This is a genomic window from Cysteiniphilum sp. (genome assembly GCF_057495195.1).
This window is the reverse complement of sequence record NZ_JBXTEF010000037.1, coordinates 1-15,266: the sequence shown is the minus strand read 5'-3', so window position 1 is coordinate 15,266 and position 15,266 is coordinate 1. Positions and strand designations below refer to the sequence as shown.

The 15,266-nt window shown below is 39.8% G+C and carries 11 protein-coding genes; 6 read left to right on the top strand and 5 right to left on the bottom strand.

Annotated elements, in window-relative coordinates; translation table 11 throughout:
• Positions 1-156: 156 nt before the first annotated feature.
• The 4 genes from ACY10D_RS03580 to ACY10D_RS03565 are packed head-to-tail and all read right to left on the bottom strand — an operon-like array spanning position 157 to position 4,407.
• Positions 157-1,257, bottom strand: a complete 1,101-nt coding sequence (locus ACY10D_RS03580) for an ABC transporter ATP-binding protein (RefSeq protein ID WP_486999406.1) — start codon at positions 1,255-1,257, stop codon at positions 157-159.
• Positions 1,258-1,291: 34 nt separating this feature from the next.
• Positions 1,292-2,149 carry a sn-glycerol-3-phosphate ABC transporter permease UgpE gene (ugpE, locus tag ACY10D_RS03575; protein WP_486999405.1) on the bottom strand — a complete coding sequence of 286 codons (858 nt, stop codon included), beginning with the start codon at positions 2,147-2,149 and terminating at the stop codon, positions 1,292-1,294.
• Positions 2,146-3,030 (bottom strand): sn-glycerol-3-phosphate ABC transporter permease UgpA, encoded by an 885-nt coding sequence (gene ugpA, locus ACY10D_RS03570; protein WP_486999404.1) that lies wholly within the window; start codon positions 3,028-3,030, stop codon positions 2,146-2,148. The genes ugpE and ugpA overlap by 4 nt, the downstream gene beginning before the upstream one ends.
• 3 nt (positions 3,031-3,033) lie before the next feature.
• A complete protein-coding gene (locus ACY10D_RS03565) occupies positions 3,034-4,407 on the bottom strand; it encodes an extracellular solute-binding protein (protein WP_486999403.1) in 1,374 nt (457 codons plus the stop codon).
• A 315-nt stretch (positions 4,408-4,722) separates the two neighbouring features.
• Here ACY10D_RS03565 and hemA point away from each other — a divergent pair, with 315 nt between their 5' ends.
• The 3 genes from hemA to prmC are packed head-to-tail and all read left to right on the top strand — an operon-like array spanning position 4,723 to position 7,895.
• Positions 4,723-5,967 (top strand): glutamyl-tRNA reductase, encoded by a 1,245-nt coding sequence (hemA, locus tag ACY10D_RS03560; RefSeq protein ID WP_486999402.1) that lies wholly within the window; start codon positions 4,723-4,725, stop codon positions 5,965-5,967.
• A gap of 1 nt (position 5,968) precedes the next feature.
• On the top strand, positions 5,969-7,060 hold the full coding sequence (prfA, locus tag ACY10D_RS03555) for a peptide chain release factor 1 (RefSeq protein WP_486999401.1): 1,092 nt from the start codon (positions 5,969-5,971) through the stop codon (positions 7,058-7,060).
• Positions 7,053-7,895 (top strand): peptide chain release factor N(5)-glutamine methyltransferase, encoded by an 843-nt coding sequence (gene prmC, locus ACY10D_RS03550; protein ID WP_486999400.1) that lies wholly within the window; start codon positions 7,053-7,055, stop codon positions 7,893-7,895. Before prfA ends, prmC begins: the two co-directional genes overlap by 8 nt.
• Here prmC and ACY10D_RS03545 read toward each other — a convergent pair whose 3' ends face one another.
• Positions 7,896-9,257 (bottom strand): flavin monoamine oxidase family protein, encoded by a 1,362-nt coding sequence (locus ACY10D_RS03545; protein ID WP_486999399.1) that lies wholly within the window; start codon positions 9,255-9,257, stop codon positions 7,896-7,898.
• 317 nt (positions 9,258-9,574) lie between these two features.
• Here ACY10D_RS03545 and ACY10D_RS03540 point away from each other — a divergent pair, with 317 nt between their 5' ends.
• The 3 genes from ACY10D_RS03540 to ACY10D_RS03530 all read left to right on the top strand — a co-directional run bounded on the left by ACY10D_RS03540 (position 9,575) and on the right by ACY10D_RS03530 (position 15,202).
• Entirely contained in the window at positions 9,575-11,803 is a 2,229-nt protein-coding gene (locus ACY10D_RS03540; RefSeq protein WP_486999398.1) for a glycoside hydrolase family 18 protein, read from the top strand.
• Between the two features lie 63 nt (positions 11,804-11,866).
• Positions 11,867-14,227, top strand: coding sequence for a glycoside hydrolase family 18 protein (locus tag ACY10D_RS03535; protein ID WP_486999397.1), 2,361 nt, complete (start codon positions 11,867-11,869; stop codon positions 14,225-14,227).
• Between the two features lie 171 nt (positions 14,228-14,398).
• Positions 14,399-15,202 carry a hypothetical protein gene (locus ACY10D_RS03530; protein ID WP_486999396.1) on the top strand — a complete coding sequence of 268 codons (804 nt, stop codon included), beginning with the start codon at positions 14,399-14,401 and terminating at the stop codon, positions 15,200-15,202.
• The last annotated feature ends 64 nt before the right edge of the window (positions 15,203-15,266 follow it).

The following is a 15,266-nucleotide window of genomic DNA, read 5'->3' as shown; positions in this document are numbered from 1 at the left end:
TACCAAGGCATTCTTGCGAACATTCTCGCTGAGAACGAGGTGCCATTATACACACCAATTACAACCCCGCAACCCCTGTTTTTATCTTTTTTAACTTTTACCGCTTTTTATTGGGTTTTGATTGAATAGCAACCCAAAAAGAAGTTAGTACGATCATTATTCAACCAGGTCCACCGTTCTATTTAAAGCAATACGTTTCGTTGTATTTCGATCAAAAGCATGAAGATGCTCTTTTTTAACATGTAAGTGTACAGCTTGACCAATATCACCTTGCCAGTAACCATCAATTCTAACTGTAATTTTTGCGTCACTATTTTGCACACAACCATAAATAAGGGTTTCGCCACCAAGGTGTTCAACCATATTGACAATGACACTAAGATCAATATCATCATTTAGCTCTTTTAATACAATGTGCTCTGGGCGAATACCAATAATAATTTCACGACCTGAATGATTATCCTCTTTTAATAATAGTGGTAGTACACCGCCGTCATCTAACATGATACCTTGCTCAGTGACCTTAGCATTTAGGAAATTCATTGCTGGCGCACCAATAAAGCCTGCGACAAATGTGCTTCGTGGTTTTTGATAAATTTCTCTGGGTGTTGCAAACTGTTCTATATAGCCTTTGTTTAGCACTACAATACGATCTGCCATTGTCATCGCTTCAACTTGATCATGTGTCACATATAAACTAGTAATCCCAAGTCGCTGCTGTAGACGTTTAATCTCTAGCCGCATTTCAACTCTTAGCTTGGCATCAAGGTTAGATAGCGGCTCATCAAATAAAAACAACTTTGGATTACGGATAATCGCACGCCCCATTGCTACGCGCTGACGTTGACCACCTGATAGTGCACCAGGCTTGCGATCAAGCAAATGATCGATTTTTAAAAGCTTGGCAATTTCTTCAACACGTTTGTGGCTTTCTGCTTTGGCTGTCTTTCTTACTTTTAAACCATACGCAATATTATTAAAAACACTCATATGCGGATAAAGTGCATAATTTTGGAATACCATCGCAATATCACGATCTTTTGGCTCTTTATGTGTAATATCATTACCACACAAGCTGATTCTTCCTGAAGATGTATTCTCAAGTCCTGCAACCATTCTTAGTAACGTTGACTTACCACAACCTGATTCACCAACAACCACAATAAACTCACTGGATTCAATCTCTAAATTAATATCGTGTAAAACTTCCGTCTTACCATAAGATTTGATGACATTCTCTAATACTAAATAACTCATAACACTCTACTTATTTTGTTTATCTTAATTTACTCTATTTATCTGTTTCCATTAAGCCTTTGACAAACCAACGCTGCATAATCACAACAATCAACACAGGAATAATCGTTGCTAACATAACCTCTGCCATAATGAAATTCCAATTAGGGATTTGCCCTAACGTATCTGCAATCTGCATCAATCCCATGACGATCGTATGCAAGCTTTGATCACTTGATGTGATAATGAGTGGCCATAAAAATTGATTCCAACCATAAATAAACATCACAATAAATAAGGCGACAATATTGGTTTTAGATAATGGCAGCACAACATCAATAAAAAAGCGCACGGGACCGGCACCATCAATAGCTGCAGCTTCTGCATATTGCCGTGGGATCGTCATAAAAAACTGACGAAACATAAAGGTGGCTGTGGCTGAAGCAATCAATGGCAAAGTTAAGCCTGCAAAAGTATTGAGCATCCCTAGATTTACCACAATGTCATAAGTTGGCACAATACGCACTTCCACTGGTAACATTAATGTCAAGAAAATCGCCCAGAAGAATAGCATCTTAAACCTAAAGTTAAAGTAAACCACAGCATACGCTGATATCAACGCTAAGATAATCTTACCAGCAGCAATCGCAAGTGCCATCAAGAAGCTATTCCATAACAGCAATAATGCCGGCGGGATATTATATTGACTACTTCCAACTAAAGCCGTTTGATAGTTTTTCACAAAGTCACGCCCTGGTAACATCGGGATCACTTGCGTTGCTGAATTTAATGTTTCAATCGATTGGGTTGATGTAACAAATGCGACATAAATAGGCAACAACATAATCACAATGCCCAATATTAATAGTGCGTGCGTCATAAATGTCAGCACAGGACGTCTTTCTACCATCATGCGTAATGCACCTTCTTTTCTATATATTTAAATTGAATCACCGACAATATGATAATAATCAGCATCAATATTACCGACTGCGCTGATGAGCTGCCAATTTGCTGTCCGATAAAACCTGTGGCATAAACGTTATACACCAAGATATTAGTTGAATCCGCCGGCCCTCCTTGCGTCATCGTCGCAATAATACCGAAGGTGTCAAAAAACGCATACACCAGATTGATCGTTAATAAAAAGAAGGTTGTTGGCGAAATCAATGGAAAAGTAATCTGCCAAAATCGCCTTATGGGACCCGCACCATCAATAGCCGCTGCTTCAAGCATGGATTTAGGTACCGCTGCCAATCCCGCTAGAAAGAAGATAAAATTATAACTGACTTGCTGCCAGGAGGCGCCAAAGATGGTAACCATCAATGCTTGCGTACCATTACTATAATAATTCCAATCAACTCCAAAATGTGCCAATACCCAAGTTACAACACCCACAGCTGGATTAAATAAAAAGCCCCATAACACACCCGTTACAGCAGTTGCTACGGCATATGGCCACAAAATAAAAGTCTTGTAGATCTTGGCGCCGCGTATCACACGCATTACCAGAACTGCAAATAACAACCCAAGCCCCATCGCCAAAAATGTCACTGCAACTGAGAAAATCGCTGTTGTAATAAATGACTGCAAGTAACTATCGTCACTTAATAAAGCCCAATAATTCTCAAACCCAACAAAATGAGACACTGTGCCCCAGAAATTACTACTATAAAAGGAACTGATAATGCTTTGAATTGCCGGATAGATAAAAAATAGCAGCGTAATCACCAGTTGTGGCAATATCAACAAATAAGGCAACCATCCTGCCTTATAAAATCCTCGATGATGCATAAATTAAACCTTATTTTGTCTATAGAACTGATTAATTAACTTATTTCCCTTATCCACTGCATCCTCAAGTGCGTCATCAACACTTTGCTGATTAGAGAAAATACGCTCAAGCATCGAGTCATTTTCCTGACGAATCAACGGGAAATTACCCAGTCTAATGCCTAGAGTATAAGGTTTAGGAGGCGCGTTATTTAAAGACTCAACAGCAATTAATGCATTAGGGTCTTTCTTATAATATCCCTCTTTTTGCATTAGTTCATAAGCTGACTTGGTGGCTGGAACATATCCGGTATCCATTGCCCATTGCGCTTGGATTTTGGGTTGTGCCAAGAATTGATAAAAGGATGCGACACCTTTATATATAAGATCCGCATTAGGTGTATTCTTAGGTAATGCAAACGTCCACATAGCCCCTCCGCCAATAATGGTATTTTGTGGCTGGCGTGTATTTTTAGTTTGCCAAAATGGAATTTTTGCCACACCCACTTTGAATGTTGGTAATTTTGAATAGTCTGCCAAAAGGGATGATGATTGCAAAATCATCGCACACTTCCCACTGGTGAACAAGGTATCCGCAGAGCCTAAACGTCCGCCATATTGAAAAATGCCTTTTATTTGCCAAGTCTTAAGTTGCGCCAAGAAATCAGCTATTGTTTGATTGTCAAATATAAGTTTTGGCTTCATCGAATCAAAACCATTGTTCGCATTAGCAAATGCTAAATTATTCCACGCACTAAACTCTTCCAAGAGAATCCATGAGGGGTAAGCAGCTGTCATTGCACACGCCTGACCTGATTGAATTAACTTCTCCCCTACGTTAGTCAACTCCTGCCAAGTAACCGGAGGGTGGGTGACACCCGCTTTAGCCAAAGCCTTTTTGTTATAAAAAAGCACAGGTGAAGAACTATTAAAAGGAAAGCCCGCAAGCTTACCATCCACGCTATAGTAACCACTCACCGCAGGCCAAAAGTCACTTTGATCGATCGTAATACCCGTCATCTTTTCAAGCTTATACAGTGGAATAACTGCACCATTTGAGTAAATCATCATTGCCGTACCAATTTCATAAGACACCAACATATTCGGTTGTGTGCTTGAACGATAAGCTGTTGCCGCTGCAGTTAATGCGTTTTGATAATTGGATTTATTAATCGCCTCAACATAGTACTTATGCTGGCTTTGATTATACTCATTGACAATTTTATCTAAAGCATAGTTAAGTGAGCCTCCAAATGAATGCCATAACACCAGATGAACCCTGTCATCTTGTTGCTTTTTTCCCTCAAATACAGCCTTAGCTTTCTGCCAGAATTCACCAGCAACAGCTTGTGATAACAACCCGCAGACAAGCACTATAGCTACGCACAGATAGCGCATTAGATCCCCTTTCTCGTAATTTAAATACTGAATTATTAATAAAACATGTTACAAAATTATGACAATAACAACAAATAAAAACATAGGGCATAGGCTTGCAAAAATACAAATCTAAACCGCATGCCGATAAGCCTGCACCATTAGTTGCCTTTCCAGTCATAGCACTTTTCTTTTTTTATGCTACAATACCGACCAGTTTCATGAGCAACTCTTATCACTTGTTATCCGTAAATTAACAAATCAAATAGTGATTATGGTTTTAAGCAGAAGTCACTCATGCGATTAACAAGAATAATAAGCAAAGCAGGTAAATGAATGACGTTAGTTTCTTTAGCGATAGACTACAAAAAGGCTTCTTTAGATGCGCGCGGCGCATTCACCCTCGACAATGAGCGCCTCGGTCAACATTTAAAAACACTAAAAAAACAATATGGCGTTGAGCAATGTCTTATCTTATCAACCTGCAATCGCACCGAGATCTATGCCGTCATTGCTGAATTAAAACAATTAGATCATGTTATCAATTGGTGGCAACAATCGGCAAAACGCAATGATTTGGACTTGAAAAACTATCTTATCGTGCGCCAAGATACACATGTTGCTCATCATCTAATGCGCTTAAGCTGTGGATTAGAGTCAATGGTTTTAGGTGAGCCGCAAATATTGGGGCAAATCAAATATGCCTATGCAGAGGCACTTGCTAATAACACCCTTGGTGGCGATCTTAATCGCTTAATGCAAAAGGTTTTCTCAGTTGCAAAACGCGTGAGATTTCATACTAATATTGGGCAATGTCCGGTTTCTGTTGCCTTTTCGGCAGTGACATTAGCCAAACAAAGCTTAAGTCACTTTGAAGATAAAACCATTATGGTCATTGGCGCAGGAAGCACGGCAATGCTTGTGACAAAACACTTAGCAAGTCTGACACCAAAACGCCTTATTATTGTTAATCGCACACTAGAAAAGGCGCAACAACTGGCAACTGAGCATCACGCTGAAGCCTTTTCATTATCCGAGCTTAGCAGCCTTGCTAAGCAAGCTGATATTATTGTTAGTGCCGTCAACTCACGTGAGCTGATTTTGACAACTGATATGCTAACCAATACCAACCCAAAAACACTAATTGATCTATCGGTGCCACGTGTCATTGATCCATTATTCGATCAAATAGATAACATAACTACCTACTGTGTTGATGATATTCAAGGACTTATTCAAAACAATAAAACATTGCGTGAAAAAGCGGCATTACGTGCTGAGAAATGGATTGAAAAAGGTCTAGATGATTATATTAATCAAGAAAAAGCCATTCTTTCCGATAATACGATCAAGGCCATGCGCAATCAAACCAAAGACATGATTGATGATGAGCTCAATCGCTGTCTTAAGCGCTTAGAAAATGGTGAAGACCCTAAAATGGTATTAGCACGCTTTGCGCATAATGTTAAAAATAAATGGCTACATACGCCAAGCGTGTCACTTAGAAATGCTGCCGTTGAAGGGCGCAATGATATGCTTAACTTAGCTGAAGAAATTTTTGGCTTAAACACTGGACTATAAAATGAAAGACTCAATCAAACGAAAATTACAAGGCTTGATCGAACGCCATGAAGAAATTGCAGCTCTCTTGGGTGAAGCTGATGTTATTAATGACCAGAATAAATTTCGCGATCTATCCAAAGAATATGCGCAATTAGAGCCTTTAGTTGCAACATTTAAAGCTTATGAGCAAGCACATGATGATATTGAAAGTGCTAATGAGATGCTCAAAGAAAGCGATCCTGAAATGAAGGAAATGGCAAAAGAGGAGCTTAATGACGCTGAAGAGCGGATTGATAGCTTAACTAAAGAGCTTGAGATTTTATTATTACCTAAAGACCCTAATGATGGTGCCAACGTATTTCTTGAGATTCGTGCAGGCACAGGTGGTGATGAGGCCGCTATTTTCTCGGGTGATTTATTTAAAATGTATAGCCGCTACGCCGAAACTCAAGGTTGGCGGATTGAGATTGTTAGTCAAAGCGATGGCGAACATGGCGGTTTCAAAGAAATCATCAGTAAAATCTCAGGTGAAAATGTCTACTCGCAACTTAAATTTGAATCCGGCGCACATCGCGTACAACGCGTACCTGAAACAGAATCACAGGGGCGTGTGCATACCTCGGCTTGCACCGTCGCCATTATGCCAGAGGCTGATGAGGTTGAAGGGATTGATATTAATCCTGCAGATCTAAAAGTGGATACCTTTCGCGCTTCAGGCGCTGGTGGTCAGCATGTTAACAAAACAGATTCAGCCATTCGTATCACACACATTCCAACTGGCGTTGTTGTTGAATGTCAAGATCAACGCTCACAGCATAAAAACCGCGCTCAAGCCATGTCAATGCTTAAAGCAAGACTCCTGCAAGCTGAGATTGACAAGCAACAACACGAGCAATCTAGCCAACGTAAGAGCCTTGTTGGTAGTGGCGATCGCTCTGAACGTATTCGCACTTACAATTATCCGCAAGGGCGCGTTACTGATCATCGCATTAATTTGACACTTTATAAGCTTGAAGAAGTCATGCAAGGTGATTTAGGTTCGGTCATTCAGCCACTTGTACATGAATATCAAGCCGATCTACTTGTACAAATGTCTGAAGAAAATGCCTAATAATACCATTCAAGCTATTCTAGCAACCTATAGCAAACAACTTGAGTCAACTTCTGATAGCGCACGAATTGATGTTGAAGTCTTACTTTGTCATGTATTAAAGGTATCAACGAGTTATTTATACACTTGGTCAGAAAAGTCTTTAACTGAACATGAATTTCAACAGTTTAGTGAACTATTCATGAGACGCTTACAGGGTGAGCCCGTTGCTTATTTGACAGGTAAGCAAGCTTTTTGGAATCTTGAATTCCTTGTTGATAAGCACACATTGATCCCACGCGCGGATACTGAGGTGCTGATTGAAACCATTCTTAATAAGTTCACACAATACACTAAACTGCAAGTACTCGATTTAGGTACAGGCAGTGGCGCAATTGCCTTAAGTCTTGCTCATGCCCGACCCAATTGGCAGGTGACTGCTATTGATTATTGCAAACATGCGCTTAAAGTTGCCGCTCATAACAAAGAGCATTACAAGCTAAGTAATGTAAAACTTTTGCAAGGCAGCTGGTATCAGCCAGTTGCTAATGAGCAATTTGATATTATTGTTTCCAACCCACCTTATATTGATCAATTAGATCCCGCACTATGCGCGCATGTTCGTCAATATGAGCCAAGCACTGCACTTATTGCCAAAAACAATGGTTTAGCTGATATAGAGCACATTGTTTGTCATGGCAAAGCACACTTAAAAGAAAATGGCTTTATGATTATCGAGCACGGCTTTCAACAGGCACAAAGTATTCACGACATCTTTAGCACTTATGATTATAAAAACATCCAACATTATCATGATTTGAGTGGGCATATTCGTGCAACCAATGCCGAGAGTTAACTATAAATAAGGATCTTCAACAATGGCTGTACGTTTACGTACGTCTTCAGTCAATAAATCGATTTGCAGGATCTGATACGCTGAGCGTACACCACTTAAAAAGGCACCATGCACCGTTGACGGGAAATAAAATGACGTTGCCTCACCGGCAAAGAACAGTTTATTATCAACCGGTTTACCCAATTTTTGCCGACGTTTTGCCTTCACGCCAACTGGCAGATAAGAATAAGAACCATAACTATACTCATCACTTGCCCAGCGCGTAATGCAGTGATTTTTAAGTCTCGGCAAGTTTTCACCATACATATGTTTCAACGAGTCCATAATTAATGCTAATAACTCACGATCGCTTAACTGCTCAAGCTGTTTACCGACAACGCCTGCCGTAAATGCCATTAAGATTGGCTTTTTCGTTAAAGGATAGAAGTTCATCATCTCACGCGCAATGCGATGCTCTGGCGATAAACAGGCGATACTCTGCGCTTCTTTATCCCAGAACACCTCATCAAACTCAAGATAGATTTTATTTAACACACCCATTTCAAGCTGCTGAATGGATTTACGCTTGGCTTGAGGCAAATAAGGATTAAAGCCAATATCTGCATGTTTTAACACACCTAATGGTACGCTAACCAAAACATAGGTTGCTTGGTATTGTTTTGTCGAAGTCGATACCTGTACTAGATCACCACTGTAGTCGATATTTTGCACAGGATCACTTAAACGAATCTCCAAATGCTTCGCCAATAGATCAGCGATTTGCGCATATCCTTCAGGAAATAGTCGATCACTTCCGGCAAAATCAATATCAGCATGATGGCTCTCAGCAGAGAGCTCTTTTGCCTCAATCGCATATTCATATAAAAACAATGTATCGGCGATATAGTTAATATAGAGTATATCTTCTTTAGCTATCTGATTATCGACAATAAACTGCTGCTTGATATCTGCAATAGACCTTAGGTGACTTTCTTCATCGATTTGCACCGCTTCAAGATAATCAAGAAAGTCAGCCATCCAGTTAGCGATTTTTAACTTTTGCTCATGGCTTAATGCATTAAATTCCTGATCATACATCTCACGATGCACAATATTATCAGGCGAAGGTCCGCACATCTGTGAGCGCCATGTACTAATATTATGCTTCTTCGCTAAGCGAGTAATTGGATTTTCTTGTACACCATGAATCCATGAAGCACCAAGATCAATCACTGCATCGGCAAAGCATTGGCTATGTACGCGTCCACCGACACGATCACGCGCCTCAAGCACCAACACATCAAAACCATTTAACATGAGATTATTGGCTGCAGCAAGACCTGCAACACCGCTACCCACAACAATGACATCATATACTTGCATAAATCTATCCTTCTGATATTTACCTAAACTAGTATATCTGAGCACTTGACTATGTGGCAGTATTTCTTAGCATACAGTTTATTTTCCAGCATTATTCAACACAGTCAATTTTCGATATTTATCACAATAAATACACAGTCATTATCTCAATGAAAAAGATCAACATGCGCACACAAAATATAGACTTAGTACACTAAACAGCCTAGCAAGCCGCTTATATAATAATCTGGCATTTTGCAATGACGCACTTATTTAAACTCAACTAAACACCTAATAAGGCAGCGTATTTGACATATAAATGAAAACAGGAGCTTAACATGCCAAAATTTAAATCCTTAACCATACTATTTGCCACCTGCTTATCGGCAAATGTTTATGCCTCAAGCTATACAGCAAATATCGACATTCCACAAGGTGGGTGGTATCAAGGAGTTGATTTACCTGTAAACGCCGATACGCTTGATGTTAAATCTGGTGATGAGTTAACAATAGAAACCTCTATTGCAACAACGGGCATTAACTCTAGCTGGGGATCCCTCACCCTAGGAAATTGCAATAATATTGATCAATTCAAAACAACCTGTAAAGTCAACTCCGTTAATACTTGGTCAAACAACTTAAGCTTTGGTATTAACGCGCCTGGTGTTCCATTTAGTGCCAAGACGGCTCGCATCACCATCAGTGCAAATACACAGGAGAAATCTAAAGCCACTATTGAAGTTCAACTTCCAGAGAAACCTACTTATATTGAAGGGCAAGAGCTGGCAACAGTGCAAATTCATCAAAATGGTACCCTAGTTGGTGAAGTGAGTGACACCCCGTGGGGAAAAACCGCTCAACTACAGGTTGAGTTTGCTGGCAAAGAGGCAGGCTTTACTGTTAATGTCCCAGCACTAGAAAAGGGCAAAGGAGTTGCAACACCGAGCGCATTTCAATTATCCAACAATGAAACTCAAACGGTTAAAATTAGCTATCAAGCACCAGAACCTATTCTAGAAGGTAATATTGAAATCAAAGCATCGACACCAGGGTCTCATGCTGTCAAACCTAGTTATCAATTGAAAAACGCTGAAGGCAAAGTCATCGATCAAGGCACGCTAAGCTTTGATCAATCGACACTTATTCAAAATCTGCCAACGACCAAAGAAGGTCAGGTTTACACGCTAGAAGCGGAAAAGTATGCTGATGATGGCTTTATCTATACAGCAGAGTCACCCTATGCATTAACCGTTAATAATGGTAAAACAACCAATGCTCAAGTTGTTTATACACAAAAAGTACAACCCAGTGAGCAAGTCTCAATTACAGTGCACGACTTCCCTGAGGGCAAAAAAGCTACGTTAACTCTTGCAAATGATAAAGGTGATAAAAGAACACTCGAAATAAACAACAACGATCCACATGACATCGATATTCCACAAGATGGTCAAACATGGACAGTTACTTTATCGGCAATTGTTGGCTATGGTGCCGAGATTACTCCTACAAGCTTTGTCGCTTCAAGCGACTCTCAAACGATTAACATCAACTATCATCAAGTCAGCAATCAATGGCCAGATCAAGCTATTGTTGGTTATGTCCGAGGCTATGATGCCCCATGGCCAAGTCAACCCGCAACAACCACTGCGATGATCAAAACTGCAGCCGAAAAAGGTTATAACGTCTTTGTTTACGCATTTGCTGGTCAAAAGCCCGATGGTGAACCATTTTTAGTCAACTTCTTAGATAGCATGCTCAAAGATCTGCCAAACCAACTGAATGTTATACACAACCATAATGGTATTGCATTATTATCGATCGGTGGCGCTGAGAACTACTTTGATCCTGATTTAACTGGTGACAAAGCAAGACTTGCAGGACAAAAAATGGGGCAGTTTTTAGCAGATCATCACTTTGATGGGCTAGATATCGATGTTGAGCACCCCAATGCAACTGCTACTGATGAAAATCTTACCAATTATATCAATGCCATGAGAGCCACTTTCAAGGAAAAAACTGGGAAGCACCTATATTTAACAGCTGCACCTCAAATCTCTGGTTGGTATGGTTCAGGTCAATGGGCATCAGGAAGTGCGAAGTTTGCTGAGCAAATGTATACACAAGAGTTTATGCAACACGCTAACTTTGATGCTGTTTTCATCCAAACATATAACCAATATGGCGGTGCTAACTTTGCTGGTTTAAAAGGTTTTGATACTGGGTTTTTATCAATGACATTCAAGCTATTAAGCCCACAAACACGTGCTGAAATGCCAGGTGTGCCAGAGGGTTCTTTTAGCGTACCTCTTAATACCAAAATCATTTTAGGCGTGCCAAATTACAAAGCGTCAAGTGTCAGTGAGCAAGCTTATCGACAAGGTCAGTGTTTGGCGGATGCCAGTTGTTCAGGTGTTGGTTTATATAATCCGAAAGATATTAATCAGGACATTACGCAAGGTGGTTTGAAGCAATACAATCAATATGGCGGATTAATGACTTGGATTCTAAACTCTGATGCTTATCAAGGTTGGAGTTGGGTTGATGGTGTAAAAGACTCACTAAGATAACTCAAAAAATCATATGAAATATACTTTGTACAACTTTCTAAATGAATAACAAGGAGAAACATTATGACACCATCAAGGAAACTTATTTCAAGTGCGATACTAACCACCCTTTTAAGTAGCTCCGCATTTGCACTATCTGCACCTGAACCGCTTAGCTGTATGCAGCTTGAGCTTAATGCAGGCACTCAATATCCAGATCCATGGCAAGCAACGAGCTTGACACTGACTAACCACTGTAATAAGGATATTGATCTAAGAGATGCCGCGCTTAAAATCACTGCCAACACCTCTTATGCTGGCGCCTATATCTTGTCACCTACATTTGATATCGCTTGGCCTGCCATCACCAACAGCACGACACAATTTGGTGACAATAAAGTGACCACCTTTAAATTTGATCAATTCCAAGAAGGTAGCCAATGGTGGAAACCAAAGACAATAATGCCTACCAATGCTCAATTAATTTGGAGCAGCAATCCTGTCAAGGGTGAAAACATTATTTCATCTGCCTTTTATCCACATGGCGACACGCCAATTGAGCAAAAAGGTCAAATGCATTTTAGCATTGCCGAGGGCTCTGACCCATTGCCTGCCAATACCAAAATCACCATCATCGGCAAAGATACAGGCTACACAACAACCATCGATTTTACGACAACTGCGACTGTCAAAGATATTCCTTATGGTGAGTACAACTTAAGCGCATCAGCAACTGTTGATGGCAAAACGCTGGAGATCACCATGATTCCTAGCCTTGTGAGCTTATCAAAAGACCAACCTCAAGCAAGCGCACAAGTTTCTTACAAGAATCAAAATGCTGAGCTTATTGTCACATTACATCGAGCACAACCGGCTGATGTCACACATGATAGTGTTACACTGAATCTTTTAAACAAGCAAACTCAGAATATTTCACATCAAGAAATTAGCTGGAATGGCAAATCAACTTTTGTTTTAGATAAAAACACGGATTATGTATTAAGTGCTGACCCAATGACCGGTTCATTGTTTAAATATAGCTTTACCTTTGATGGCAAACCCGAAGCTGATATCAATATGAACCAAGGACAAAAAACCATCCAGATGTCCTATAAGGAAGTACCAGTGCCTACTGGCACGGCTGAGGTTAGTGCCACAGGGCTCGATGGTCATAGTGCGACAGTCTATTTTACAGGTGAAGATAAAGAAACGCATGATCTAGAAATACCTAAAGATAAAACAATCAGTTTACCAGCCAATCAATCCTATCATGTCACGGCTAATACATTTACCGTAGATGGTTATCGTTACAGCCTTGATAACCCGCAAACGATTGCAATTAGCGAAAACAAAACCACACCAGTGGCATTAGCATTTAACAAGTCCCCTGTACCAACAGCTAAGCAGTTTATTACCGGATATTGGGAAAACTGGAAAGGTGCACTGCGTCCACAAGGCTCAACCAATGTTAGTGATCCTGCTTATTATAGCAATGACATTAAGCCATATACACATGTGCTTTATTCATTCTTAACCCTTGCCAAAACACCAAACCCAGAGAACCCACAAGCTGCTTATTGGGATGGGCAAGCCATCTATGAATCAATGACGCAAGCTAATGTGATTGATGTTATGACAACCACTGACCCTGCATGGCAGAATCCATATAATTGGCAAAAGCTCAAAGTGGATGCCCTAATCAAGGCCGTGCATAACAATAATGGTAAATTTATCTGGGCAATTGGTGGTTGGTCAGATCTGACAAAGACGATTAAGCCAGAACAAATTGATACCTTTGTCAACAAAGTCGTTGAGCTACTTAAACTCTCTGGAGATGGCGTTGATTTCGACTGGGAGCACTTAAGTCAAGATCAAGCAATCACCAAGCAGCAACTTGATACACTTGCTGAAACCTTATTAAAACTTAGACAAGCACTTGATAAAACAGGCATGCAGGATAAACAAATTGGTTATACAACACGCTTTAATGCCTTTATGGAACATGGCAGCGACTATGGCTTTTCAGACTTTGCATCTGATGGCGAAGGTTTAGCGATTAATAACTGGTTAAAAGCGCACAATAGCTCACTTAATGCTGTTGTTGATTGGGTCAATATTATGGCATATGACGTGGGTCCAAATGACATGCCAAATGGTCAAACATGGTCAATGCCTGTATACAAAGATGTATTTGACACATTTGCCCAACATATCGATAAATCGAAAATTGTGATGGGCTTTGAACCCGGTGGGCAAGCCGCGAAAGGTGTCTGGGAAGGCATGGAAATTGATAAGTCAGTGATTGATCATATTGCCAACATACCATATGGTGGTAGCATGTTCTGGGCGATTAACCAGCCAGCTCACAACTCATCTGAAGTTACAGGTGACAACGCTTATGAGTTAGCTAATTACTCGCAGCAGAAGTTTGATTTAAACCAATAAAGTTATCGGAATTTGATATCTTCATATTCATTTTTTAAGGCAACTTCTTCTTGATAGTTATGCCAAGAGAAGGATCAATAACAGAATTGATATATTGTATTGATTGTTAGAAACATTATCATGCGAGATAATTGAAATTACTATTTAATAACAAAAAGTAGCAAACCTTATATGAAACCTAATTTTACAAAAAGTGCTTTCGCTTTATTACTAGTTGGCACCACAATTACAACTGGTTTGTCTTTTACAAATGAGTTAAATATATATCGTTGCAGTGATGATACTTGCGCTGGTCTATCATTGCCTAAAGATTTAAAGTATAGCTACCCTTCTGCTTCAAATATTGATATATCAGTGGCAAATACGGATAGTAGTAATTTAGGCCTTATTGCTGCAGGGGTACCTAATGTCAATAGTTTCCATAATAGTATTTTTGATGGCCAACAAGCGTTTACATTTACAGATGGGACACGTTTAGGTCAAATATCTAATGTTAGTCAAACCTCAAATGGCTTTTATATGCTTGCTAAAAATAAAGATGATTTTTCTCAATTACTGCTTGTTGAGTGTAATAGCTTGGCTGAGGCAACTTGTCACAAGATAGACACTTATAATGGCGATAGTAATGGTATTAGCCAAGTATCTTTTGATTCTAATAAAAATGGTGTTCTTATTTTTAATCATAATATTTATAGCTATCATAATGGCGCACGTTTTGAAGTGAGTCTTGGAGAGCAATATGAAACGTTCTTGCCTAGCTATATTGCTTATGCAAATGATGGCTTTTACACTGCCAGTAAGAAAAATACTAAAACTCAAGCTGAACTCCTGCACTGCAGTTTGCAAGGCTCCTGTAAAACATTGACTTTGCCCAGCAATAGTGACGATATAGTTGGTATGTCGTTTAATCCTCAAAATGAAGGTGCCGTTATTTTTAGAATGAAAGATCCAAAAGATATTAGTTCAGTAGAGTAAGCCGCACCCATTGCTGAGTGCGACTCCTCGAAGAACGCAGCATGAAACTTTCACTTCACTACGC

What these genes read in the sequence shown, in the direction of transcription:
- ACY10D_RS03580 (WP_486999406.1), bottom strand. Translation starts at nt 1,257, where the DNA reads ATGAGTTATTTAGTATTAGAGAATGTCATCAAATCTTATGGTAAGACG.
- ugpE (WP_486999405.1), bottom strand. Translation starts at nt 2,149, where the DNA reads ATGATGGTAGAAAGACGTCCTGTGCTGACATTTATGACGCACGCACTA.
- ugpA (WP_486999404.1), bottom strand. Translation starts at nt 3,030, where the DNA reads ATGCATCATCGAGGATTTTATAAGGCAGGATGGTTGCCTTATTTGTTG.
- ACY10D_RS03565 (WP_486999403.1), bottom strand. Translation starts at nt 4,407, where the DNA reads ATGCGCTATCTGTGCGTAGCTATAGTGCTTGTCTGCGGGTTGTTATCA.
- hemA (WP_486999402.1), top strand. Translation starts at nt 4,723, where the DNA reads ATGACGTTAGTTTCTTTAGCGATAGACTACAAAAAGGCTTCTTTAGAT.
- prfA (WP_486999401.1), top strand. Translation starts at nt 5,969, where the DNA reads ATGAAAGACTCAATCAAACGAAAATTACAAGGCTTGATCGAACGCCAT.
- prmC (WP_486999400.1), top strand. Translation starts at nt 7,053, where the DNA reads ATGCCTAATAATACCATTCAAGCTATTCTAGCAACCTATAGCAAACAA.
- ACY10D_RS03545 (WP_486999399.1), bottom strand. Translation starts at nt 9,257, where the DNA reads ATGCAAGTATATGATGTCATTGTTGTGGGTAGCGGTGTTGCAGGTCTT.
- ACY10D_RS03540 (WP_486999398.1), top strand. Translation starts at nt 9,575, where the DNA reads ATGCCAAAATTTAAATCCTTAACCATACTATTTGCCACCTGCTTATCG.
- ACY10D_RS03535 (WP_486999397.1), top strand. Translation starts at nt 11,867, where the DNA reads ATGACACCATCAAGGAAACTTATTTCAAGTGCGATACTAACCACCCTT.
- ACY10D_RS03530 (WP_486999396.1), top strand. Translation starts at nt 14,399, where the DNA reads ATGAAACCTAATTTTACAAAAAGTGCTTTCGCTTTATTACTAGTTGGC.